The sequence below is a fragment of the Streptomyces sp. VRA16 Mangrove soil genome (assembly GCF_017377775.1).
Classification (GTDB): Bacteria; Actinomycetota; Actinomycetes; order Streptomycetales; family Streptomycetaceae; genus Streptomyces.
Map to the genome: position 1 here is coordinate 43,742 of NZ_JAFVLN010000002.1, position 22,874 is coordinate 66,615.

General features: G+C 71.7%; 16 protein-coding genes. 6 read left to right on the forward strand and 10 right to left on the reverse strand.

The window, feature by feature from the left end; translation table 11 throughout:
• The first annotated feature begins 145 nt into the window (after positions 1-145).
• On the forward strand, positions 146-1,594 hold the full coding sequence (locus J3486_RS06190) for an MFS transporter (RefSeq protein ID WP_229377663.1): 1,449 nt from the start codon (positions 146-148) through the stop codon (positions 1,592-1,594).
• A gap of 96 nt (positions 1,595-1,690) precedes the next feature.
• On the opposite strand, the gene J3486_RS06195 is transcribed toward J3486_RS06190, so the two are convergent.
• The 7 genes from J3486_RS06195 to J3486_RS06225 all read right to left on the reverse strand — a co-directional run bounded on the left by J3486_RS06195 (position 1,691) and on the right by J3486_RS06225 (position 10,904).
• Positions 1,691-2,659, reverse strand: a complete 969-nt coding sequence (locus tag J3486_RS06195) for a phospholipid scramblase-related protein (protein ID WP_207819018.1) — start codon at positions 2,657-2,659, stop codon at positions 1,691-1,693.
• Between the two features lie 93 nt (positions 2,660-2,752).
• Complete coding sequence (locus tag J3486_RS06200) at positions 2,753-4,810, reverse strand: phosphocholine-specific phospholipase C (RefSeq protein WP_207819019.1); 2,058 nt, start codon at positions 4,808-4,810, stop codon at positions 2,753-2,755.
• A gap of 157 nt (positions 4,811-4,967) precedes the next feature.
• A complete protein-coding gene (locus J3486_RS06205) occupies positions 4,968-6,425 on the reverse strand; it encodes a carboxylesterase/lipase family protein (RefSeq protein ID WP_207819020.1) in 1,458 nt (485 codons plus the stop codon).
• Positions 6,422-7,474 carry an alpha/beta fold hydrolase gene (locus J3486_RS06210; RefSeq protein WP_207819021.1) on the reverse strand — a complete coding sequence of 351 codons (1,053 nt, stop codon included), beginning with the start codon at positions 7,472-7,474 and terminating at the stop codon, positions 6,422-6,424. The genes J3486_RS06205 and J3486_RS06210 overlap by 4 nt, the downstream gene beginning before the upstream one ends.
• A 638-nt stretch (positions 7,475-8,112) precedes the next feature.
• Positions 8,113-9,105 (reverse strand): ATP-grasp ribosomal peptide maturase, encoded by a 993-nt coding sequence (tgmB, locus tag J3486_RS06215; protein WP_207819022.1) that lies wholly within the window; start codon positions 9,103-9,105, stop codon positions 8,113-8,115.
• A 14-nt stretch (positions 9,106-9,119) separates the two neighbouring features.
• Entirely contained in the window at positions 9,120-9,311 is a 192-nt protein-coding gene (gene tgmA, locus J3486_RS06220) for a putative ATP-grasp-modified RiPP (protein ID WP_207819023.1), read from the reverse strand.
• A 252-nt stretch (positions 9,312-9,563) separates the two neighbouring features.
• Complete coding sequence (locus tag J3486_RS06225; protein WP_207819691.1) at positions 9,564-10,904, reverse strand: 6-phospho-beta-glucosidase; 1,341 nt, start codon at positions 10,902-10,904, stop codon at positions 9,564-9,566.
• A gap of 157 nt (positions 10,905-11,061) precedes the next feature.
• Here J3486_RS06225 and J3486_RS06230 point away from each other — a divergent pair, with 157 nt between their 5' ends.
• Positions 11,062-11,913, forward strand: coding sequence for a hypothetical protein (locus tag J3486_RS06230; protein WP_207819024.1), 852 nt, complete (start codon positions 11,062-11,064; stop codon positions 11,911-11,913).
• Between the two features lie 217 nt (positions 11,914-12,130).
• On the opposite strand, the gene J3486_RS06235 is transcribed toward J3486_RS06230, so the two are convergent.
• Positions 12,131-12,553 (reverse strand): DUF6221 family protein, encoded by a 423-nt coding sequence (locus J3486_RS06235; protein WP_207819025.1) that lies wholly within the window; start codon positions 12,551-12,553, stop codon positions 12,131-12,133.
• A 420-nt stretch (positions 12,554-12,973) separates the two neighbouring features.
• On the opposite strand from J3486_RS06235, the gene J3486_RS06240 reads away from it, so the two are divergent.
• The 4 genes from J3486_RS06240 to J3486_RS06255 all read left to right on the forward strand — a co-directional run bounded on the left by J3486_RS06240 (position 12,974) and on the right by J3486_RS06255 (position 17,536).
• The gene (locus J3486_RS06240) at positions 12,974-14,248 is read left to right on the forward strand and encodes an MFS transporter (protein WP_207819026.1); all 1,275 of its coding nucleotides are present in this window, start codon (positions 12,974-12,976) and stop codon (positions 14,246-14,248) included.
• Positions 14,249-14,345: 97 nt separating this feature from the next.
• On the forward strand, positions 14,346-15,554 hold the full coding sequence (locus J3486_RS06245; RefSeq protein WP_207819027.1) for a lactonase family protein: 1,209 nt from the start codon (positions 14,346-14,348) through the stop codon (positions 15,552-15,554).
• 120 nt (positions 15,555-15,674) lie between these two features.
• A complete protein-coding gene (locus tag J3486_RS06250) occupies positions 15,675-15,956 on the forward strand; it encodes a hypothetical protein (protein ID WP_207819028.1) in 282 nt (93 codons plus the stop codon).
• Positions 15,953-17,536 carry an amidase gene (locus J3486_RS06255; RefSeq protein ID WP_207819029.1) on the forward strand — a complete coding sequence of 528 codons (1,584 nt, stop codon included), beginning with the start codon at positions 15,953-15,955 and terminating at the stop codon, positions 17,534-17,536. Before J3486_RS06250 ends, J3486_RS06255 begins: the two co-directional genes overlap by 4 nt.
• 57 nt (positions 17,537-17,593) lie before the next feature.
• Here J3486_RS06255 and yicI read toward each other — a convergent pair whose 3' ends face one another.
• Complete coding sequence (gene yicI / locus J3486_RS06260) at positions 17,594-19,825, reverse strand: alpha-xylosidase (protein ID WP_207819030.1); 2,232 nt, start codon at positions 19,823-19,825, stop codon at positions 17,594-17,596.
• Complete coding sequence (locus tag J3486_RS06265; RefSeq protein WP_207819031.1) at positions 19,822-22,680, reverse strand: glycoside hydrolase family 3 C-terminal domain-containing protein; 2,859 nt, start codon at positions 22,678-22,680, stop codon at positions 19,822-19,824. The genes yicI and J3486_RS06265 overlap by 4 nt, the downstream gene beginning before the upstream one ends.
• Between the last annotated feature and the right edge of the window lie 194 nt (positions 22,681-22,874).

The window sequence follows — 22,874 nt, forward strand, 5'->3', positions numbered from 1 at the left end:
AACGAGCAACGCAGTGGAACCGGCTTGAACCGGAGGTACCCCTCCGCTATGGTTCTTTAAGTCGAGGGGTGCCTCCACTTTAGCAGGGGCACCCTCTGGTCCGACGTACCCTCCCCTGCTCTTCTTCGTTCAGAGAGAAGCCGTCTTGAACCGGAATATCCGGAAAAACCGCCTTACGTTCGCGGTCCTCGCCACCGGGGCCGGCGTGTTCTCGATGATGCAGTCGCTGGTCGCGCCCGCGCTGCCGACGATCCAGCACGCCCTGAACACCTCCCAGGCCACCTCGACCTGGGTGATGACCGCCTATCTGCTGTCGGCGTCCGTCTTCACGCCGATACTCGGCCGCGTCGGCGACCTCGTCGGCAAGAAGCGCACCATGGTCGCCGCGCTCCTGGCCCTCACCGTGGGCTGTCTGCTCGCGGCCCTCGCGCCGAACATCGGCGTGCTCATCGTCGCCCGTGTCGTCCAGGGCATCGGCGGCGCCCTCTTCCCCCTCTCGTTCGGGATCATCCGCGACGAGTTCCCCGCCGACCGGGTCAGCCCCAGCATCAGCAACCTGTCCGCGGTGATCGCCGCGGGCGGCGGTGTCGGCATCGTCGCCGCCGGTCCGATCGTCGGCGCGCTCGACTACCAGTGGCTGTTCTGGCTGCCCGCCGCGGTCGTGGCCGCGACCGCGCTGATCGCCCTGCGCTTCGTGCCCGAGTCCCCCCACCGCGGTTCGGGGACGGTCAACTGGGCCGGTGCGGTGCTGCTCTCCGGCTGGCTCGTCGCCCTGCTGCTGCCCATCAGCCAGGCCACGTCCTGGGGCTGGGGCTCGGCCCGGGTGATCGGCCTGCTGATCGCCGCGGTCGTGCTGTTCGCCGTGTGGATCCTCAGCGAGGCACGGTCCGCCAGCCCGCTCATCGACCTGCGCGTGATGCGGCTGCGTTCCGTGTGGACGACGAACACCGCCGCCCTGCTGTTCGGCGCGGGCATGTACGCGGTGTGGTCGTTCCTGCCGGGCTTCGCGCAGACCCCGTCCGCGGCCGGCTACGGCTTCGGGTCGAGCGTGACCGGCGCCGGGCTGCTGATGCTGCCGATGCTCGTGGCGATGTTCGTCGCCGGCGTGCTCAGCGGCCGGCTCGAACCCGTCGTCGGCGCCAAGTCCCTGCTCACCACGGGCGCCGCGCTCGGCGCCGTGTCCTGCGCGATCCTCGCCCTGTGGCACGACCAGCAGTGGCAGGTCGCCGTCGCCGCCGGGGTGTTCGGGCTCGGCATCGGTCTGGCCTTCGCCTCGATGGCGAACCTGATCGTGCAGAGCGTGCCCGCCGCCCAGACCGGAGCCGCCACCGGCATGAACGCCAACATCCGCACCATCGGCGGCTCCATCGGCGCGGCTCTGATGACCAGCCTGGTCACCGGACACCTGGAGCCGTCGGGTCTGCCGTACGCGTCCGGCTACACGCACGGCTTCACACTGCTGGCCTTCCTGTGCCTGGCCGCGGCGCTGGCCGCGCTGTTCGTGCCGGCCGCCCGGCGCGCGACGCTCACCCGGGTCGCCTCCTCGCAGCCGGAGCCGGCGCTCGCGCGGGAGCGCGAGACCGCCGCACGGTGAACGCCCGAAGGGGCGGGCCCGCACCGGGCCCGCCCCTTCGTCATGTCCGTACGTTCCCGTTCCGGATTCCGGACGGTCACGCGTCCGACGGTCCGGTCACCCGAAGCCGCGGGAGTCCTGCTTCAGCGCGGTGTCCACCGTCAGCGCCGTCGCGACGACGAGGCTGAGCAGCGGGTCCGGCAGCTGGAAGTGGATCTGCAGGACGTAGTTGTCCGCGGTGGTGAACATAGTCTTGGCCAGGCCCTCCCACGTCTTCGTGATGCGGGCGACCTCCTGGTCCGCGTGGTCGACGATCGCGAAGTTCCAGGCGCGCCAGTTCTCCGCCTTGATCGCGCCGATCTGCTGACCGTTCACGTTCATCGCGAAGTTGATCTTCCCGATGGCGTTCTGCTGGACGATCTCGCCGACCGGGGTGCCGTCGGGACGCTCGACCAGCACACGGGACTTGATGAACTTCGCGGGCCGGGTCAGCACCAGCTGCGGCTGCCCGTACGCGTCGCGGATCTCCAGCTTGTGCGTCATGAACTGGTCGACGGACGAGACGAACCGCAGGGCCTTCTTCAGACCGCTCTGGCCGATCTCGGTGACCGAGCCCAGCTGGTTGCCGTGCTGGTCCATCACGCTGTACTCGTTGGTCAGCTCGATCAGCTTGGCCTTCTGGTTCACGACCAGGACCGGCTCGCTGAACAGCGTGCCGCCGCCCTGACCCGAGCCCTGGACACCGGCCTGCTGCTGCACCTGGCGCTGCACGCGCGCGGCGTTCGCGTTCTGCTGCGCCTGGGCGCCGAAGGACGGCTGCTGCTGCGGCTGCCCGGCGAAGGGCTGCTGGACGGGCGCGGGCTGAACCGGGGCCTGCTGGGCGGGCGCGGCCTGCGCCATCGCCTGCTGGGCCTGCTGCTGGACCGGGGGCTGCTGCTGTGGGACCTGCCCGGCCGCGGGCGCCGCCTGCGACGGGGCCGCGTGCGTGTGATCGGTCCACTGGGAACCGTCCCACCAGCGCAGCGTCTGGGGCGCCCCGTGCGGGTCCGGATACCAGCCGGCAGGGGTGTTCGAAGGCGAAGTCACCGGGGCACACTATCGCGCCGGACAGCGGACGTGACCAGGCTGTACCTGTGAGATGTACACCCCAGTGACTTACCTGTGGACCCTGCTGCGGGACTACGCGGTCGCGATGCCCGGGTCGCTCACACCCACCTGCCCGTTCTCGACGTGGCCCGCGAGCCGGCGCAGATACCCGGCGTTCCCCTCGACCACGATCGTCAGGTCGTACCAGCGCTTGGTGGCCCGCAGGTCGACGGTCTGGTCGACGGTGGCACCCGCGCGCACCGTGTACGTCTGCGGCGTGCCGCCGTAGGCGTTGGTCACGGTGACGCGGGCGTCGGCGGTGCCCGGGTTCTTCAGGGTCAGCTTCAGATTGCCGGTGCCGCCGTCGTGCCGTGCCGTCACCTCGGGCTCGGCCTTCTTGTTGTCGCCCTTGAAGGCGCGCAGGAAGCCGTTGGGACCGTGCGCCGTGAGGTCGTACCGACCCGCCGAGTAGACCGAGTTCCAGCTGTCGGAGACCGACTTGCCGGCCTCCGCGCTGTACGTCCACGGGCCGTCGGTGCGGGACTGCGAGCGGACCTGGAAGAAGGCTCCGCGCTGGGTACCGCCGCTGAACGTCAGCTTGTACTTGCCGGTGGACAGGTCGGCCGCCCCGTCGACATAGGGCGCGTACGTGAGCGGACGGCTCGGCCGCGAGCCCGCCTCCTGCTTCGGCAGCACGCCCTGGGCGGGCGGCTTGGGCACGTAGCTGGAGTGCCGGTCGCGGTCCGGCGGCTCGTAGCCCGACGTGTCGGGCAGCTCGGCCGGGTCGGTGACCTTGAGGGAGAAGTCGAAGGCGGAGGTGAGGTCGCCGCAGATGGCGCGCCGCCAGGGCGAGATGTTGGTCTCCCGCACCCCGAACCGCTTCTCCATGAACCGGAGGATCGAGGTGTGGTCGAACGTCTCGGAGCAGACGTAGCCGCCCGTGGACCACGGCGACACGACGACCATCGGGACGCGCATGCCGAGCCCGTAGGGTCCGGCGGCGCGGGTCACGCTGCCCTTGTAGTAGTCGAGTGTGGTGTCGACGGTCGACAGGCCCTGGTTCGCGGAGGCCGGCGGGTACGGCGGCACGACGTGGTCGAAGTAGCCGTCGTTCTCGTCGTACGTGACGAACAGGGCGGTCCTGCTCCACACGTCCGGGTTCGAGGTCAGCGCGTCGAGGACCTGGGAGATGTACCAGGCGCCGTAGTTCGCGGGCCAGTTGGGGTGCTCGGAGAACGCCTCGGGCGCCGCGATCCAGGAAATCTTCGGGAGCTTGCCCGCCTTGACGTCGGCCTTGAGGACGTCGAAGTAGCCGTCGCCGTTCTTGGCGTCGGTGCCGGTGCGCGCCTTGTCGTAGAGCGGGTCACCGGGCTTGGCGTTGCGGTAGTTGTTGAAGTACAGCAGCGAGTTGTCGCCGTAGTTGCCGCGGTAGGCGTCGTCGATCCAGCCCCAGGAACCGGCCGCGTCCAGGCCGTCGCCGATGTCCTGGTAGACCTTCCAGGAGACGCCCGCCTTCTCCAGGCGCTCGGCGTACGTCGTCCAGCCGTACCCCGCCTCCTCGTTGCCCAGGACCGGGCCGCCGCCGGTGCCGTCGTTGCCGACGTACCCGGAGAGCATGTAGTAGCGGTTCGGGTCGGTGGCCCCTATGAACGAGCAGTGGTAGTCGTCGCAGACCGTGAACTTGTCGGCGAGGGCGTAGTGGAACGGGATGTCGTTCCGCGTCAGGTACGCCATGGTGCCGGTGCCCTTGGCGGGCACCCAGTTGTCGTACTTGCCGTTGTTGAACGCGTTGTGGCCGCCCGCCCAGTCGTGGTCGAGGCCCGCGATGAACTGCATGCCGAGGTCGTCGGCGTCCGGGTGGTAGGGCAGGATCTCCTGGCCCCCGCTCGGCTGGTTCCACACCGGCTTGCCGCTGGGCAGCGTGACGGGCCGCGGGTCGCCGAAGCCGCGCACTCCCTTCATGGAGCCGAAGTAGTGGTCGAAGGAGCGGTTCTCCTGCATGAGCACCACGATGTGCTCGATGTCCTGGACGGTGCCACTGCGCCGGGCGGCCGGGATGGCCGCCGCCCGGTCGATCGAGCCGGACAGGGCGGTGAACCCCGCGGTGGCTCCCGCGATCTGGAGGAAACGGCGCCGATTGAGTTCGGTCATGAGTGGGGGAATCTCCTGTGACGTCATCGGACAGGGCAACGGGAGTTTCCTAGGTGACCTGACGGAAGGGAAGGGACGGTGACGATCATGTGAAGCCCGACGGACGTATGACCGAAAACAGCCGTCCCCCTGTTCCTTCGCGCCAGGGGCGGAAACGTCAGCGCACTCCGTGCCACGACTGCCTGCGCGCGGCCCGCGGATCGGCCTGCGTCCGGCAACCGTCCGTGTCCGCGGCGAACACCATCGTGGTCCGCTCCCCCGCCGGGTCGTACGCGGCCCAGCCCGGATCGCCGCTCTCGGCGAACGCCACCCACGCGGCGTGCATCGTGCGGGCGAGCTCGCGCGGCGCCTTCTCCCCCGCCATCGGCAGATAGTCGGGGTCGTCGAGCAGGTCGAAGACGAAGCCGAGCTCCAGGGCGTGGCAGGCGCCGAGCTCGCCGTCGAACTGCGGGGAGCGCCAGGCGAATTCGTAGACGTGCGTGCCGGGGACGGACTCGGCGAGGCGGAGGGCGGGCATCCGGTAGAACCAGTCGGTGCCGACGGCTTCGAGGAGCTCACCCGGGGTCGCCTGCCCCTGATAGGCGTCCAGGTCGGCGCCGTACGCCGCCGCCCCCAGATGAGCCCGCTCCTCGGTGATGGTGCGGAATCGGCCGGTCGGCACCATGAACAGCCGGTTCTCCTCGCGGTTGGAGCCGACGAGCAGGTCGACGCCGAGGTCGGGCCCGGGAAGGGCGAGCCGCTCGGCGACGGGCTCGAACACCATGGCGTTGAGCGCGGCCTCGCCCCAGACCGCCGGGTCGGGCTTCGAGGCGAGGTCGAGCCGCAACTCGGCCTGTGCGAGGGCCAGTTCAGGCAGGGGCACGTCCGCGAACGCCTCGGTCGTGTGCGGTACGCCGAGCAGCGCGGCCATGCGCTCCCCGATGCGGCGCGCGGTGTCGGGCCGTACGAAGTGGTGGCAGGCACCGCTCTGGAGTACGGCCCGGCGGAACAGGCCCCGGGCGCGCGGGTGGGCGAGGAGCTGCCCGATGGCCATGGCGCCCGCGGACTCGCCGAAGACGGTGACGCGGTCGGGGTCGCCGCCGAACGCCGCGATGTGGGCGCGGACCCACTCCAGGGCGGCGATCTGGTCCAGCAGGCCGCGGTTGTCGGGGGCGCCGGGCAGGTGCAGGAATCCGTCGGTCCCCAGCCGGTAGTTGACGCCGACGAAGACGACGCCGTCGCGGGCGAAGGTCTCGCCGCGGTAGCCGGAGGAGTTCGCGGAGCCGTTGGAGAAGGAGCCGCCGTGCAGCCACACCATGACGGGCAACCGGGCGCCGGGGCCCGGCTCGGGGGTCCAGACGTTGAGGTTGAGGCAGTCCTCGCCGGGGACCGAGGTCTCGGGGATGAGCGTGTCGAAGGGCGGGGCGTACGGAGCCTTGGGCGCCGTCGGACCGTAGGCGGTGGCGTCGTGCTCACCGGTCCACGGCTCGACCGGGGCGGGCGCGGCGAAGCGGCGCGGGCCGAATGGCGGGGCGGCGTACGGCACTCCCAGGAAGGAGGCGATGCCGTGCTCGTCGGTGCGGCCGCGTACCGCGCCCTGTGCTGTGGTGACGACTGTGGTGACGACCGGTGTCATGCGGTGCGGGCTCCCTCGGCCAGGATGTCGAGCAGGGCGGCGCCGAACTCCTTGGGGCGTTCGATGTGCACCGCGTGCCCGGCGTCGGGCACCACCACCTCTCGTACCGTGCCGCCCGCCTCCGCGTAAAGATCAAGGGCGTGTCGTGTCTGCCGCACCATCGGCTGGGCGGGGGTGCCGTCCCAGCCGGGGACCGCGCCGAGCGCGCCCAGGTGGGCGAGGTCGAAGACGGAGGTGTCGGAGACGATCACGTCGTCCGCGCCGCGGATCCACAGGATCGGCGGCTTGGGGTTGATGGTGTGCAGGTCGTCGACGCGGAAGTGGGTGGGGGCGAGACAGTTCAGGACGCCCCGGGTGCCGGGGGCCGTGCCCGGCCAGGCCGCGGAGGGGACGCTGTCGCCCGGGTAGTGGTCGTCGCCGGTACGGGTGCCGAGCATGCTGTCGACGTACGCGTCCTCGCTGGCGGGGTCGGTCCGGAACGGGGGCTTGACGTAGTAGGCGTTGAGCACGCTGCGCGGCGACAAGGGCGACTCCGCCGTGCGATCACCCTCCTGGATGCGGCGGACGAACTCGGGGTTTCCCGTGCCGCCGCCGGAGCCCGCGCCGTCCGGGGAGTTGAGGGTTCCGTCGTCGCCGTGGGTGCCGCCGAAGCCGTACGGGGAGACGGGGTTGACCAGGGTCGCGGAGAGCACGTCGGCCGGCCGGGTGCGGAGCATCTCCAGGACCACGCCGCCACCGAGGGACCAGCCGACGAGGTGGGCCCGGGGGATGTCCAGGGCGGCGAGCAGGGCGATCAGGTCGCTGGCGTGGTCGCGCAGGCCGCGGGTGGCGTCGACGGGGTCCGGATCGCTCCGGCCGAAGCCGCGCAGGTCGGGGGCGAGGGGGCGGTAGCGGGCGGGGAGCGCCGCGGCGGTGCGCGTCCAGAAGGTGGCGGAGGAGACGTTGCCGTGCACGAACAGGACGGGTTCGGCGTGAGGGCGTTCAGGGGTGTCGAGGAGGTGAAGGGTGGCGCGGGGCGTGACGATCCGGCGACCGGTCAGGGCTGTCATGGGCGGAGGGTAGGGGGTGCGGGGTGGTGTGGGTTATAGGGGCGCTGCACATTGTGGGGCGCCGGGGGTGTGGGTCGGACACACTCGCGCGAGAGGGGGTGCGGTCGGCTCCGCCCGATGCGGCGGCGGCAGGGCCGCATGCCTTGGTGGCGCGGACCTGCGCCCAGCGAGACGACAGCCGAACCACAGGCCACCAGACCGCAGGCCCTGGTGGCGCGGGCCTGCGCCCAGCGAGACGACAGCCGAACCGCAGGCCTCCAAGTCGCGTGCCCTGGTGGCGCGGGCCTGCGCCCGGCGAGACGACAGCCGAACCACAGGCCTCCAAGTCGCGTGCCCTGGTGGCGCGGGCCTGCGCCCGACGCGGAGGCGGCGGCGGAGCCGTATGCCTCCAGGGGCGCGGGGAACTGCGCGACCAGCCGGGACGGCGCCGCACCCGGCGATGGTGCGGCGGGACCGAGCCGGACGCCGGCTGGGGCGCTCGCCCCGCGCCGGGGGCCGCCTTGCCCACCGCCCTGCCGCCCAAGGCGGCGCGGCAGCCGGCCAGGGCGGGAAAGGAGGAGAGCCCCCGGCGGCCCCGGCTGGAGATTGCTCAGGGCAAGAGCGGCCCGCCCGCGACGGGCCGGACATGAAGGTGCGGGTCAGGTGCAGTCCGCGCTGCCGACCGCCGGCTCGTCCGATCCGGGAGGATCCAGCGGCTCTCCCGCGAGCCACTCGGCGACGGCCCGCCCGATGGGCTGCCCCGTTTCGATCTCGACGAACCCGAACTGACCCGACTGATTGCACTCCAGGAACCACCAGATCCCGTCCGCGTCCTCCGCGAAGTCGAAGGCCCCGTAGGAGAGCTGGGCCCGCGCCAGATAGTCCTCGACGGCCTCCGCGACGCGCGGCGGAACCGTCACCGCACGCCACGGCCCGGCGGCCGGGGCGAAGCGGACGTCCACGACGGCGTCGTCACCGGAGCCCGCCGCGGCCGCTGCACGGGCCGCGAACATCCGGTCCCCCACCACGGTGAGCCGGATGTCCGCGACCTTGCGGACCCGGCGCTGCAACAGAGTCGGACCGTGCTCCACGGCCCGGAAGTCCTCGTCGGGCCGCACCCGCGTGGTCGGCACGGCGAACCCGTCCTCGCCGGGGTGCGCCCCGGAGACCGGCTTGACGACCAGGTCCGGATAGCGCTCGGCGAACTCCCGGGCCACGCGCGGAAACGTGGTGATGAGCGTGGCCGGCACCGGCAGCCCGCACTCCCGCGCGAGCCACAGCTGCCAGGGCTTGTGCCGGGCCTGCCGGGCCGCGTCGGGATGGTTCATCCACCGCGCGCCGGTGCAGCGCAGCATTCCGTACAGCGCCTGTGAGGACTCCTCGGACAACCACGACGAGAAGGCGGGGGCGCCCGCCGCCGGGGTGCCGGGCCTGCGCACCCAGATGGAACGCAGGCCCCGCATGCTGACCACCCGCCCGCCGACGGAGAGGTGGCCATGGAACGAACCGTGCGCGTATTCCCCCGACACCCCGACGCCACCCGGCAGTTCGGCCGGGTCGAGGCGGAGCACGGGGATTCCATTGGCGTTCAATTCGACGACCGCGAGGTCAGCGGTCACATCCTGTTCACAGGTCAGGATCAGTACGGTCATTTCCGCGCGGCCGTTCAGTCGTCGAAATGAGTTTTGGATCCGGCGGTGGAGGTCGTCGCGCCGCATTCTCGCAACACTCCGTAGTCACGCGCAGCCACCGCGCCATCAGGCAGCACATTCAACTGCAGTGCGGAGTCGTATGAGTACGACGCGCTGACCTCTGCCTCTCGCACGGGACGGGCATAGTTCAGAGCGAACGGTCGCATGAGCTCTCCTAGTTGGGGGGTGCACCAAGTCAAGCGCATGGTGACTCTCCGGCGTCACAGTCCTAGCGAAATTCTCAGATTCTCTCTGTAGGACGCGTCACACCCGCGGACGAGTTCATTCCGCCACGCTGAGTGATGACGCTACGTCAGGGCAGGGAAAAGGGCGGCTCTTTCGAGCCGCCCCTCTTGATTACCGCCTTTACAGGCCTTTACACGTCCTCACACTGCCCTCCACACGCCGACGGGTTGATTTCAGCGCCCGGTGAGGTAGGCAAGCTCCGGGTGGGCCTCGGTGTAACCGTCGACGAGCCGGCGGGCGACGGCGACCGAGTCGACGAGCGGGTGCAGGGCGAACGCCTTGACGGCCGTCGTGCGCGAGCCGCTCGCCGCGGCGTCGAGCACCTCGCGCTCGACGGCCTTGACCGCGGTGACCAGGCCTGTGGCGTGCAGCGGCAGCGGGTCCACGGCGACCGGGTGGGCACCGCCCGCGTCGACCAGGCAGGGCACCTCGATCACGGCGTCGCTGTCGAGGACCGAAAGGGTGTGCCGGTTGCGGACGTTGAGGATCAGGGTGGTGCGCTCGTCGCGGGCGATGGCCCGCATGATGGCGAGGGCGACCTTCTCGTAGCCGCCGGACTCCAGGTCGTCGGCGTCGCGCTCACCGGCGCCGGCCGCCTCCCGGTTCTCCGCCATGTAGGTGGCCTCGCGCTCGGCCCGCGTACGGTCCCAGGTCGTGAGGGCGGGGGCCGCGGGGTCGGCCATCTCCGCGTAGAACCGGGCCTGTTGGTCGCGCAGGAACGCGCCGCGCGTCTGCTCGGCCTGCTGGTAGGCGCGGACGGTCTCGCGGTTGAAGTAGTAGTAGTGCAGGTACTCGTTGGGGATCGCGCCGAGCGAGCGCAGCCAGTCGGCGCCGAAGAGCTTGCCCTCCTCGAAGGAGCCGAGCAGTGCCGGATCGGCGAGCAGGCGGGGCAGTTCGTCCCGTCCTTCGACCTTCAATCCCCGTACCCAGCCCAGGTGGTTGAGGCCGACGTAGTCGATCCAGGCGCGGTCGGGGTCGGCGCCGAGGATCCGGGCGATGCGGCGGCCGAGCCCGACCGGCGAGTCGCAGATGCCGATGACGCGGTCGCCGAGGTGCCGGGACATGGCTTCCGTCACCAGGCCCGCCGGGTTGGTGAAGTTGATGACCCAGGCGTCGGGGGCGAGCCGCTCGACACGCCGCGCGATGTCGACGGCGACCGGCACGGTGCGCAGCCCGTAGGCGATGCCGCCCGCGCCGACGGTCTCCTGCCCCAGCACGCCCTCGGCGAGCGCCACCCGCTCGTCGGCCGCGCGCCCCTCAAGGCCGCCGACCCGGATCGCGGAGAAGACGAAGTCGGCGCCGGTGAGCGCCTCGTCGAGATCGGTGGTGGCGGTCACGACCGGTGCGTCGGCGATGCCCGCGGCCTGGTCGGCGAGGACCCGGGTGATCGCGTCGAGGCGGGCCCGGTCGACGTCGTACAGGGTGACGTGGGTGACGCGTCCCTCGGCGTGGTCGCCGAGCAGCGCCGAGTACACCAGCGGGACGCGGAAGCCACCGCCGCCGAGGATCGTCAGCCGTGTCGAGGTCCCGCTCGTCGACGTCACGTCACAACCGCCCTTGGTCTTGGGGACATCCCGGCGGACATCCGCAATCTTCGCGTTTCACCAGGTCACGACGGTACCCCGCACCGGCCCGTGGCGGCCGTACCGACGCATGGTGCAGGCTACGGCCATGCCCAGATCCTTACAGCACAGACGACTTGCCCGCGCGGCCGCACTCTGCGCGGCGACCGCCCTCGCCCTGACCGCGGGTGGCACGGTGGGTTCGGCGAGCGCCGCCGAACCCACCTGGACCGAGTCCGGCACGTCGTACGTGGACTCCCTGACCGGCAGCCAGGGCCTGGCGAGCCGCGCCGACGGCTCCCTTCTGCACCGGGGCCTCGCCTCGATCCCGCTCTCGCTGCGGATCGCGGGCTGGTCGCACGTCGGGGACCCGGACATCGCGCGCGGCTACACCTTCGACGCGTACCAGGGCGGTGACTCAGCCACGAAGAAGATGTACGCGGTGACGGCGCCCGACGGGAAGCGCACGACGTACGAACACGCCCTGGATCAGGGCGAGTTACTCAACAACTCGTTCGCGTCCGTGTCGCCCGACGGGCAGTGGCTGGTGTCCGGCGAGTGGGGCGCCATGGGCCGCCTCCAGGTCTTCCCCACGCCGGTCCTCAACCCGTCCGCACCCGCCCCCGGCACGAACCTCCCTCAGGCCGGGCAGATTTCCCTCGACCGCCCGGTGCGGAACGTCCAGGGCTGCGACTTCACCGACGCCACCCACCTGCTCTGCTCGTCCGACGACACCACCAAGGAAGTCCTGGAGGTCGCCCTCGACCGCCCCCTGGACGGCAACCCGGTGACCGGCCACGTCTCGTCCCTCTTCGCGATCCCCCAACGCAGCATCTGCTCGGGCTCGTTCGAGGCGGAGGGCATCGACTACGACGCGACACGCGGCGCCCTGCGCGTCGAGGTCGTTCCGCCGTCGCCGTGCCTGGTGACGACCGCCGTCATCACGTACACGAAGAAGTAGCCGAGCCCCTCGGCGGCCGACCGCCCCGCCCGGGATCGGTGGTCAGGGCGGGGCGTGGCGCAGAGGTGGGCGCGCGCGGTCTTCACGATCGTGAGGGCACCGGTTCAGATCCGGCCGCCCCTGCCCCGCCCAGCCCCGCCCCAGCGCGCGGCCGGTGGCGGACCGGATTCTGATGCCCTCGTGTTCCTCTTCATGCTCCACCGGGCGACGGACGCGGCTACGGACGCCACTCCTCGCGGTAGCCGGGCCGGTCCTCGTAGGGCAGGGCGAGGTCGAGCAGGTCGGGGCAGGGCCAGGGTTCGCCGTCGTACTGGCAGGCGTCGGCGGCGGACCACGGCCGCTCGGGGTCGCCTTCGGCCGGGCTCAGGAGGTGACGCCCCAGAACTCGCCGTTTGGCGTCGACCTCGCGCAGCACCCGCGCCGGATCGAAGGCAGCGACGAAGGTGGCGAGGTCCTGAGCGGCGGAGGCCCGTTCCCTCGACGCCCCGTGCGGCGCGGGCCGGGACGCGCGGGCCCTCTCGCCCTCACGATCGTCACCTGCGCCGTCCCACTGGTCGTCGGACAGCCGCTCCGACACCGCCCGCGCGATCCGCTCGTCCTCGTCGAACTGCGCGCCGAGCCACTTCACCAGACCGTCCACGATCTCCCCCCTACGCGAGCGCCCTGCCGGCGTCCAGTGTTGCGCAGGGCGACCCTTCGCAGCAGCCGGGTGCAGCAGCAGCGCGCGTGGGTGCGTGCACTGCGCGCCCCTCCATGAACACCGCGGCTGCCACCGAAGCTCCCTTGCGTCCGACGGCAGCCGCTTCCCCGCATGCGGGCCGGGCTGGGGGGTGTGACCCGATCCCTCACGCACCCTCTTCGCCGCCACCACGGCGAAAGGATGCGGCAGCCGGGCGGCGCCGCAGGACAGTCTCCGCCTCCGTGTCCACCAGGGCACGGTGATACGGACGTTGTCGTCCCCCTGCTCGCCGCTCCAGGCGGCCCGCTCCGGACGGCGGGAACACGTCGACTGCGGCAGCCGCCGTGTGAGCAGGGACGCTCATGGGAACGGGTCAGGATCATGACAGAGACCGTGATCATCACCCCCCGCCCCGTTCACCCGCTGCGCCAACTCCTCGCCGCCTCCGTCGGCAACGCCGTCGAGTGGTACGACTGGTACGCGTACACCTTTCTGGCGACCTATATAGCCGACCAGGTCTTTCCCCGGAGTGCCGACAACTCGCTCGTGCCGCTGTTGTCCACGTTCGCCGTCTTCGCCGTCGGGTTCTTCATGCGGCCTGTCGGAGGGCTGCTGATGGGGGCGGTCGCCGACCGGCGCGGGCGGCGGGCCGCGTTGACGGTGACGATTCTGCTCATGGGCGGCAGCAGTCTGCTGGTCGGCATCACACCGACGTACGCGTCCGTGGGCGTGCTCGCGCCGGTCGTGCTGGTGCTCGCCAGGCTGCTCCAGGGGCTGTCCGTGGGCGGGGAGTTCGCCGCGTCGACGACGTTCCTGGTGGAGTCGGCGGGGCCGGGGCGGCGCGGGCTGTTCTCGTCGTTCCAGTACGTGTCCACGTCCATCGGGCAACTGGTGGCGTCCGGCGTCGCCGCGCTGCTGGTGGCCTCGCTCTCCGACGGGCAGATGGACAGCTGGGGGTGGCGGATCCCGTTCCTTGCGGGGGCCCTGCTGAGCCTGGTCGGGTTCTGGATCCGGCAGGGCGCGCGGGAGACCCGCACCGGGGACGCGCGCCGCCCCGGGCTCTTCGACGCGCTGCGCCACCACCCGCGCCAGTCGCTGCTGATCTGCGGCATCACGGCGGGCGGCACGCTGGCGTACTACACGTGGACGTCGTACCTGCCGACGTACGCGGAGCTCAACACCGGGATCGACAAGGCGGACGCGCTGCTGGCGGGCACGGTCTCGCTGGGGTTCTTCGCGCTGCTGCAGCCGGTCGGCGGGCTGCTCTCCGACCGTTTCGGCCGCAAGCCGCTGCTGCTCTTCTTCGGGCTCGGCTTCGCGCTGCTGAGCGTGCCGCTGCTGCACTCGCTCAGTGGGTCCTTCGTCGGGCTGCTGCTCGTGCAGTGCGCGGGCATGGTGCTGCTCACCGGGTTCACGTCGATCTCGGCGGCGGTCAACGCCGAGGTGTTCCCCGCGCGGGTGCGGGCGGCCGGGATCGGGTTCCCGTACTCGCTGACGGTGGCGCTGTTCGGCGGTACGGCGCCGTACATGGGGACGTGGTTCAAGGAGAGCGGCCACAGCGGGCTCTTCCCCTGGTACGTGGCCGCGCTCTGCCTCGTGTCCTCCGCCGTCTATCTGCGGCTGCCCGAGAGCGCCCACCGGGAGCTCGACCGCTGACCGCACGCGTGGCCGGGCGGGCGTTCTTGCGCGTCGGGCGGGGAGCCAGGAGGGTGAGGGCGTGACCGGGCCGGGCGTGACTCAGGAGGTATCCCGGATGGCAGGGACGCGCAGCAGTGGCTCGACCGGACGGCGCAGGTTCCTCGGTGCCGGGTTCGCGATCGCGGCCGGCGCCCTCGTCCCCGCGCCGACGGCCCGGCCTGCCGCCCCCGCCGAGGCCCCGGGGCCGTCCACGGTGACGTCCGCGTCGACCCCCGCTTCCCGGTCCCGCAGGAGCCGTCCGCGTCCGCTGTATCTCGGCACCTACACCTCGCAGCAGGGCGGCGGCACCGGTATCGGGACCGCCACGTACGACCCCCGCAGCGGGGCGGTCACCGGGACCGGGACGATCGACGGTGTCGCCGATCCGTCGTATCTCGCCGTGCATCCGAACGGCCGGACGCTGTACGCGGTCGACGAGCGGCAGGACGGTGGCGTGACGGCCGTCCGGCTCGCCGACCGCAAGGTTCTCGGCACCCGCTCGACCGGCGGCGCGGGCCCCTGCCATCTGTGCGTGCACCCGTCGGGGCGCTGGCTGCTGAGCGCCAACTACCTGTCGGGCAGCGTCGCCGTGCACCCCGTCGACGCGTCCGGCGCGCTCGGCGGGCGCACCGCGCTGGTCACGCACGACACGCCCGCGCCGGGCCCGGGACAGCAGGGCCCGCACGCGCACCAGATCGTCACGAGCCCGGACGGCGGCCATGTCCTCGCGGTCGATCTCGGCAACGACACGGTGTACACGTACCGGCTCGACACCGCGGCGGGGACGCTCACACAGGTCTCGTACGCGACGCTGCGTCCGGGCGCGGGGCCGCGGCATCTGACGTTCCATCCCGGCGGCCGGTACGCGTACCTGGCCAACGAGGTCGACAACACCGTCGTCGTCTGCGGCTACGAGGCGGGCAGCGGGCGGCTGACGCCCGGCGCCCCGCAGTCCACCGGCACGGGTGAGGGGACCAGCTATCCGGCGCAGCTCCTCGTCACGGCCGAGGGCCGGTTCGCGTATCTCGCCAACCGCGGGCACAACAGCCTGACCAGGTACGCGATCGAGGACGGCGGGGCGCGGCTGCGGCTGCTCGACACGGTGCCGGTGGGCGGCGACTTCCCCCGGCAGATCGCGTTCTCGCCGGACGAGCGGCTGCTGTTCGCGGCGAACCAGAAGTCGGGTTCCGTGTCCGTGTTCCGCGTCGATCACTGCTCCGGTGAACTCACGTCCACGGGCAAGGGGTTCGCGGCGCCCATCGCGGTGTGCGCCCTGCCGCTGTAGCGGAGCGGCGTCACCGGGCGCCCGAGCGGCGCGGGTGTAACTGCGGTGAAGCACGTGCTCAACGGGAAGTTCACGGGCGGGTGATGAAGTCCCCCTACCCTGAGCGATCTTGGAGGAGCCGTGAGCGAGCCCTTGAGCGAGGAGCAGTTGGACGCCTACATACGGGCGCGGCTGAGCCTGGCCGGTTTCGACCTGAGCAAGCTGCCGGAACAGCCGGACCCGGCGACGGGGGTGCCGACGCGCACCCAGGCGCTGGCCTCCCTGAGGTCGTTCGTCGCCTCGACCCCCGCCGCGCTGTCGTCGTGGAGCCCGCCCGCGAAGAGTCCGGAGTACGCGCAGCAGGAATCGGCGCCGTTGATCTATCCGTCGATCGCCGAGGCGTGGGGCGGTGAGGACCGATGAACTCCCGGCGCGCCCTCAACAGACGTACGTTCCTGGCGAGTTCGGCCGCCGCCGCGGCCGTCGCCACGGGCGGACTGCCGATGGTGGCGGCTCCGGCCCGCGCCGCCACCGGTTCCGGCAGGGCGCCCGCTCTGCCCGACATCGACGTCCGTGACGCCGCCCGCACCGACCCGTCGGAGGCCACGCTCGCCGAGGCCGCCGTGCTCATGCGGCGCGGGAAGCTGACCGCCGTGGAGCTGGTGCAGGCCCACCTGGAGCGGATCGAGTCGTTCGACTCGACGTACCAGGCGTACGCGGAGGTGACCGGGGACAGCGCGCTGGCCGCCGCGCGGAAGGCGGACCGCGGGGAAGGTCCCGCCGGGCCGCTGCGCGGCATCCCGCTCTGCATCAAGGACAACTACTTCACGGCCGGCGTGCCGACGCGCTGCAACTCGTACGTCTTCGAGGACTTCGTGCCCGACGCCGACGCGACGGCGGTGGCCCGGCTGAAGGGTGCGGGCGGCATCGTGCTCGGCAAGGGGCAGATGGGTCCGCTCGCCACCACACGCGCCACCAGGCCGAACGGGACCGTCACCACCGTCAACGCCTGGACTCCGGACGACCCGTCCGTCGACCCGGGCGGCTCGTCGACGGGGCCCGCGTGCGCGGTCGCGGCGCGTCTCGCCGTGTCGTCGATCGGCACCCAGACCGGCGGCTCCATCGTGCTGCCGTCCAACCAGCAGAACCTGACCGGGCTCAAGCCAACGATGGGGCGGGTCTCGATCCACGGCGTCATCCCGCTCTCCTTCACCCGGGACCATGCGGGCCCGCTGGCGCGCGACGCGATGGACGCGGCGCTGATGCTGACGGTCATGGCGGGCCCGGACGCCGCCGACCCGCGCACCCTCGGACTGCCGGACGTGCCCGATCTGGTGCGGGCGGCGACCCCGGTCCGCGGGCGCGGCGGCGCGGTACGGATGCGGCGCGCGACGCGGATCGGGGTGCCGGCGGACTTCCTGTCGGGGAGCGCGAAGGCGCTGCGGCAGGCGTTCCTCGACCGGCTCGACGCGATTGCGGGGGTGACGCTGGTGGACGTGGCGTACCCGGCCGACTGGTCGCTGCTGACCGGGGACTTCAACGCGGCAAGGCTGTCCGAGCGCACCGAGCCGTTCCGGCACTGGCTGCGCGAGGACCCTGCCAAGTTCGGTGTGTCGCTGCTCAGTTGGCTTCAGGGCCTGATGATCTCGGGCGACGAGTGGATCACGGCGCAGCGCGCCAAGACGCATCTGCTGCGGGAGGTCCTGGACACGGTGATGGCGCGGTGCGACGTGCTGTTGCAGACCGGTCCCGTGCCGTTCGACATCCTCGGGCTTCCGGAGATCGCGTTCCCGGTCGGGTTCTCCGCCGCGGGAGTTCCCGCCGGGGTGATCCTCGGCGGCCAACCGTACGAGGAGGACCGGCTGTTGGAGGTGGCGGCCGCCTATCAGGCCGTCACGGACTGGCACACCCGGCGGCCCGCGGACCCCGCCGCGTTCAAGGCTCGTACGGCCCGTGCGTCCGTGCGGCTGAGCGCGGAGGAGGCCGCCGCGCAGAGCGCGTGACCGGTGGTGCGTCCGTCACCGGATCGGACGACTCGGTGACGGACGCGGCCGGGGTCGCTACACCTCCCTCACCGCGTAAGGGAGTTCTGTTCCGACGGCCTCGACCGTGACCGTCCCCTCGGCGTCCCTGCGCACCCGGTACGTGACCGCCGGGCTCGCCTCCTGCGCGCCGTGTCCGGGCACCGTGACCGTCACGTCGTCGGCGTCCGGGGTGACCAGGAGCGTGAGGCCGTCGGGCCAGTCGCCGTCGGGCCGCTGGTCGTCGGCGCCCATCGGGAGGACGGCGCCCGGCCGGACGTACAGCGGCAGGCTGTCGAAGCCGTGCGTCTCGGCGCGCCACACCGGGCCCTGCACCCGCTCCCCGGTGAGCAGATGCACCCACGTGCCCTCGGGCAGGTAGTACTCGACGTCGCCCTCGGCCGAGAAGACGGGCGCCACCAGCAGATCGGGGCCGAGCATGTACTGCCGGTCGAGGGTGCGGCAGGTCGGGTCGTCCGGGAACTCCAGGACCATCGGGCGCATCATCGGCACACCGGTGCCGTGCGTCTCGATCGCGGCGCCGTACAGGTACGGCATCAGACGGTGCTTGAGCAGTGTGAACTGCCGTGCCACGTCGACGGCTTCCTCGCCGAACTCCCATGGCACGCGGTACGAGACGTTGCCGTGCAGCCGGCTGTGCGAGGAGAGCAGACCGAAGGCGAGCCAGCGCTTGAAGACCGCCGGGTCGGGGGTCCCCTCGAAGCCGCCGATGTCGTGCGACCAGAACCCGAAGCCCGACAGGGACAGGGAGAGACCGCCGCGCAGCGACTCGGCCATCGCGCCGAACGAGGCGAAGCAGTCTCCGCCCCAGTGCACCGGGTACTGCTGGCCGCCGACGGTCGCGGACCGCGCGAAGACGAGCGCCTCGCCGTTGCCGCGCTCCTTCTCCAGGAGTTCGAAGACGGTGCGGTTGTAGAGGTGCGCGTAGTAGTTGTGCATGCGCTCCGGGTCGGAGCCGTCGTGCCAGACGACGTCGGTGGGTACGCGCTCCCCGAAGTCCGTCTTGAAGCTGTCGACGCCCTGGTCGAGCAGGCCGCGCAGCTTGTCCGCGTACCACTCGCGGGCGGCCGGGTCGGTGAAGTCGACGAGCGCCATGCCGGGCTGCCACAGGTCCCACTGCCACACGTCGCCGTTGGGGCGGCGCACGAGGAAGCCCTGCTCGGCGGCCTCGGCGAAGAGCGCCGACTTCTGGGCGATGTACGGGTTGATCCACATGCTGATGTGCAGGCCGCGTTCCTTGAGCCGGCGCACCATGCCCACCGGGTCGGGGAAGACGTCCGGGTCCCAGGTGAAGTCCGACCACTGGTACTCGCGCATCCAGAAGCAGTCGAAGTGGAAGACGCTCAGCGGGATGTCCCGCTCGGCCATGCCGTCGACGAAGGACGTGACGGTCTCCTCGTCGTACTCGGTGCAGAAGGACGTCGTCAGCCACAGCCCGAAGGACCAGGCGGGCGGCAGGGCCGGGCGGCCGGTGAGCGCGGTGTAGCGGCGCAGCACGTCCTTCGGCGTCGGCCCCGCCACCACGTAGAACTCGACGGACTGGTCCTCGACGCTGAACTGCAGCTGCCCGACGGACTCCGAGCCGATCTCGTACGCGACCTTGCCCGGGTGGTTGACGAGGACGCCGTAGCCGCGCGACGACAGGTGGAACGGGACGTTCTTGTAGGCCTGTTCGCTGCTGGTGCCGCCGTCGGCCTGCCAGATGTCGACGGTCTGGCCGTTCTTGACGAACGGGGTGAAGCGCTCGCCGAGCCCGTAGATGTGCTCGCCGACGCCGAGGGAGAGCTGCGCGATCATGTGGTGGGCGCCGTCGGCCGTGGTCGCGAAGGCGGTGCCCTTGCGGTCGACTCCCGTGAGACGGCGCCCCGTCGACGTGTCGCGGAACTCCAGCCCCCACTCCCCCGCGGTGTCGAGGCGCACGCTCAGCGGCCCGGTCGTCAGCTCGGTGACGGTGCCGTCGTGGGTGACACGGGCGCCGCTGCCGCCCTCGGTGGGCTGGAGCTCGAAGTCGGGGCCGCGGTGGCGCGTACCCGCGTGGTGGGTGAAGCGCACGCCGATGACGCCCTCGGCGGGCGAGAAGCAGTCGACCGTGATCAGCGGCTGGTTGAGGGTGTCGCCCCGGTCGCGCACGTGCCGTACGGCGGCGTACGCGGTGAACCGGTCCTCGGCGCTGCGGATGTCACGCACCTCGGTGGCGTACGAGGCCCGCACTCCGTCGCGCATCAGCCAGAAACCGTTGGTGAACTTCATGCATCAGCCTCATTTGCGTTGAAGGAGGCCCCCCGTGGGACGAAGGTGAGCCGGGCGAGCCGGACCGGGCCGTCGAGTCGGACGCGCAGGTCACCCACGCCGGCGGCGGCGAAGTCGGCGTCCAGTGTGACGTAGTTGTACGGGCCACCGGTTGCGGGGACGGTGAGCGGACGCCCGTCGCCGACCTCCAGCGTGCCCTCGCCCGCGACCTCGACGCGCACGCCGCTGACGCCCTCGGCGCCGAAGTCGCAGTCGCGGAAGACCAGTTCGCTGCGGCTGCCCGGCACGGCCGTGACCGCGTCGCCGTGGGTCCTGGTGCGGTCGACGATCTCGGTGCCGCACTGCTCGTCGTAGGCCGCCGCGTCGAGGCCGCGCGCGAGGACCGGCCGGGGTGCGGGTTCGTCCCCCTCGACGGTGAGCCGGGTGATGAGGCGGAGGTCCGCGCTGGAGGCGCCGACGAGGACTTCGTACGTTCCCGAGGTGACGCTCCACCGGTCGTGGGCGACGTCCCAGTGGCCGAGTTCGGCGAGCGGCACGCTCAGCGTGACGCGCTCGGCGGCGCCCGGCGCGAGCGTGAGGCGGCGGTGCGCGAGGAGCTGGCGGCGCGGCCGGGGCACGGCCGTGTCCAGGGCCCGGACGTACAGCTGCGGCACCTCGTCGGCGGCGCGGTCCCCGGTGTTGGTGACGGTGAAGGTGCACTCCAGCGTCTCGGCGCCGCGGTTGACGAAGAGCCCGTCGTAGCGGAAGGAGCTGTAGGACAGGCCGTGCCCGAACGGGTACAGCGGCGCGCCCTCGAAGTACAGGTACGTCTGCCGCGAGCCGATCACGTCGTAGTCCAGCAGGTCCGGCAGGTCGGCGTCGGAGGCGTACCAGGTCTGCGGCAGCCGTCCGGCCGGGCTGACGTCGCCCGCGAGGATCCTGGCCAGGGCGCGGCCCGCGGCCTGGCCGCCGTGCGCGGTCCACAGCAGGGCGGGCAGCGCGGCATCGGCGTCGGGGACCGCGTACGGGTAGGCGGAGACCAGGCACAGGAGGGTGTTCGGGTTGGCGGTGTGCGCGGCCCGCCACAGGCCGTCCTGGTGGGCGGGGAGCGCGAGGGTCGTGCGGTCCTCGGTCTCGCGGCCGTTGATGTGCGGGTCGTTGCCGGCGACGACGACCACGATGTCCGCGTCGGCCGCGGCACGGGCCACGGCGTCCGCGCCGCGCTCCACGACCTCCACGGAAAAGACCGTGCCGTGATCGGCAACCTTCACGCCGTCGGCGGCGACAGAGACGTACCGACCTGTACCCAGGTGCTTGAGGAGGTGTCCGCCGCCGTGCGTCTCCAGGGCGAAGGTCTCCTGCACGATCCAGCCGCCCGGCTGGTCGGCGGACGCCCGCACGTACCCGTCCTCGGCGACGGAGAGATAGCGTCCGTCGGGGGCGCGCAGGGTCAGGACGTCGTTGCCCCAGTCGACCAGGGCGAGTTCGGTGCCCTCCGCCTCGTCGGGGGCGGTGGTGAGCGGCGGGAGGTCGGTGCGGCCCGCGAGGAGCGCCGGGTCGAGGGCGCCCTCGGCGCCGTGCTCCTCGGTGTCGGCGGCGACCTCGGGGACGTGCAGCCAGCCCTCGGCGCCGCGCAGCCTGACCCGGTCCACGCCCTCGGTGAAGGTGACCCGGTCCGTGCCGAACCGTTCGTAGAGGCCGTCGAGCGGGGTGGAGCGGCGGATCAGGGTGCCGCTGTACCAGTCCGTCTTGCACTCGTCGGCGAGCAGCCCGACGAGTGCGATCCGGGTGTCGCCGTCGGCGGCGAGCGGCAGCACGCCGTCGTTCTTGAGCAGGACCACGGCCTGTTCGGCGGTCTCCTGCGCGAGGGCGCGGTGCGCCTCGGTGTCGAAGTCCCGGACGTCCTCGAAGGGGTCCACGTCCTCGAACTCGCCGAGCCGGGCGCGGACTTGGAGCTGTCGGCGGACCGCGGTGTCGATGTCGTTCTCGGAGAGGAGACCCTGTTCCAGGGCGGCGGTCACACGGGCGACGATCTTCGTCGAGTCGGTGCCGTGGTCGGTGAAGCTGTCCACGCCCGCGATCAGCGCGGCGGCGGTCGCCTCCTCGTGGGTGTCGAAGTAGTGCTCGGAGTCGACGAGGTTGCTGGGCGCGCCCGCGTCGGAGCAGACCAGGAGTTCCTGGTCGGTCCAGGTCCTCAGGTGCTCGCGCAGATACGGGGACACGTGGTTGGGGCGGCCGTTGACGAGGTTGTAGGCGGGCATGACGCCGGCGACGGCGCCCTCCTCGACCGGGCGGCGGAACGCCTTGAGGTCGTACTCGTGCAGGACGCGCGGGCGCACGGACGACGAGGTGACGTCGCGGCCGGTCTCGTTGTTGTGGGCGAGCCAGTGCTTGAGGACGGGCGCGGTACGCCAGTAGGTGGGGTGGGTGCCGCGCAGGCCGCGGGTGTACGCGGTGGCGATGGCGGCGGTGAGGTACGGGTCCTCGGAGTACCCCTCCTCGTTGCGGCCCCACAGCGGGTGGCGCAGCAGGTTCACGGTCGGCGCCCACACGTTGAGGCCGATCCGGTCGTCGTGCTCGCGCATGGCGCGCACCTCGGCGGAGACGGCGTCGCCGACCCTGCGCACCAGGTCCTCGTTCCAGGTGGCGCCGAGCCCGATCGCCTGCGGGAAGACGGTGGCCCGGCCCATCCACGCGACGCCGTGCAGCGCCTCCTGCCCGGTGCGGAACGGGGCGAGGCCGAGCCGTTCGACGCCGGGGGTGTTCTGGTGCACCAGGGCGATGCGTTCGTCGAGCGTGAGCCCGGCGAGGAGGTCGTCGACGCGCTTGCCTTCGGGCGCTGCGACACGCGGGGCGTTGGGGGGTCTTTCGGTCACGTGCGGATCCCTTACCGGAAGAGGTCGACGACGAGGTCACCTGGCGGTCAGACATTTTCGAAGCGCTTCGATGCTCTGTACTGACCTCACGAGGTGTCAAGTGGGCTACGCAGAAAGACCGTTCGGGAATTCAATGCACCAGCCTTGTGACAGCGGTAACACTCCCTTAATGTCGCAGCCACATCGAAGCGCTT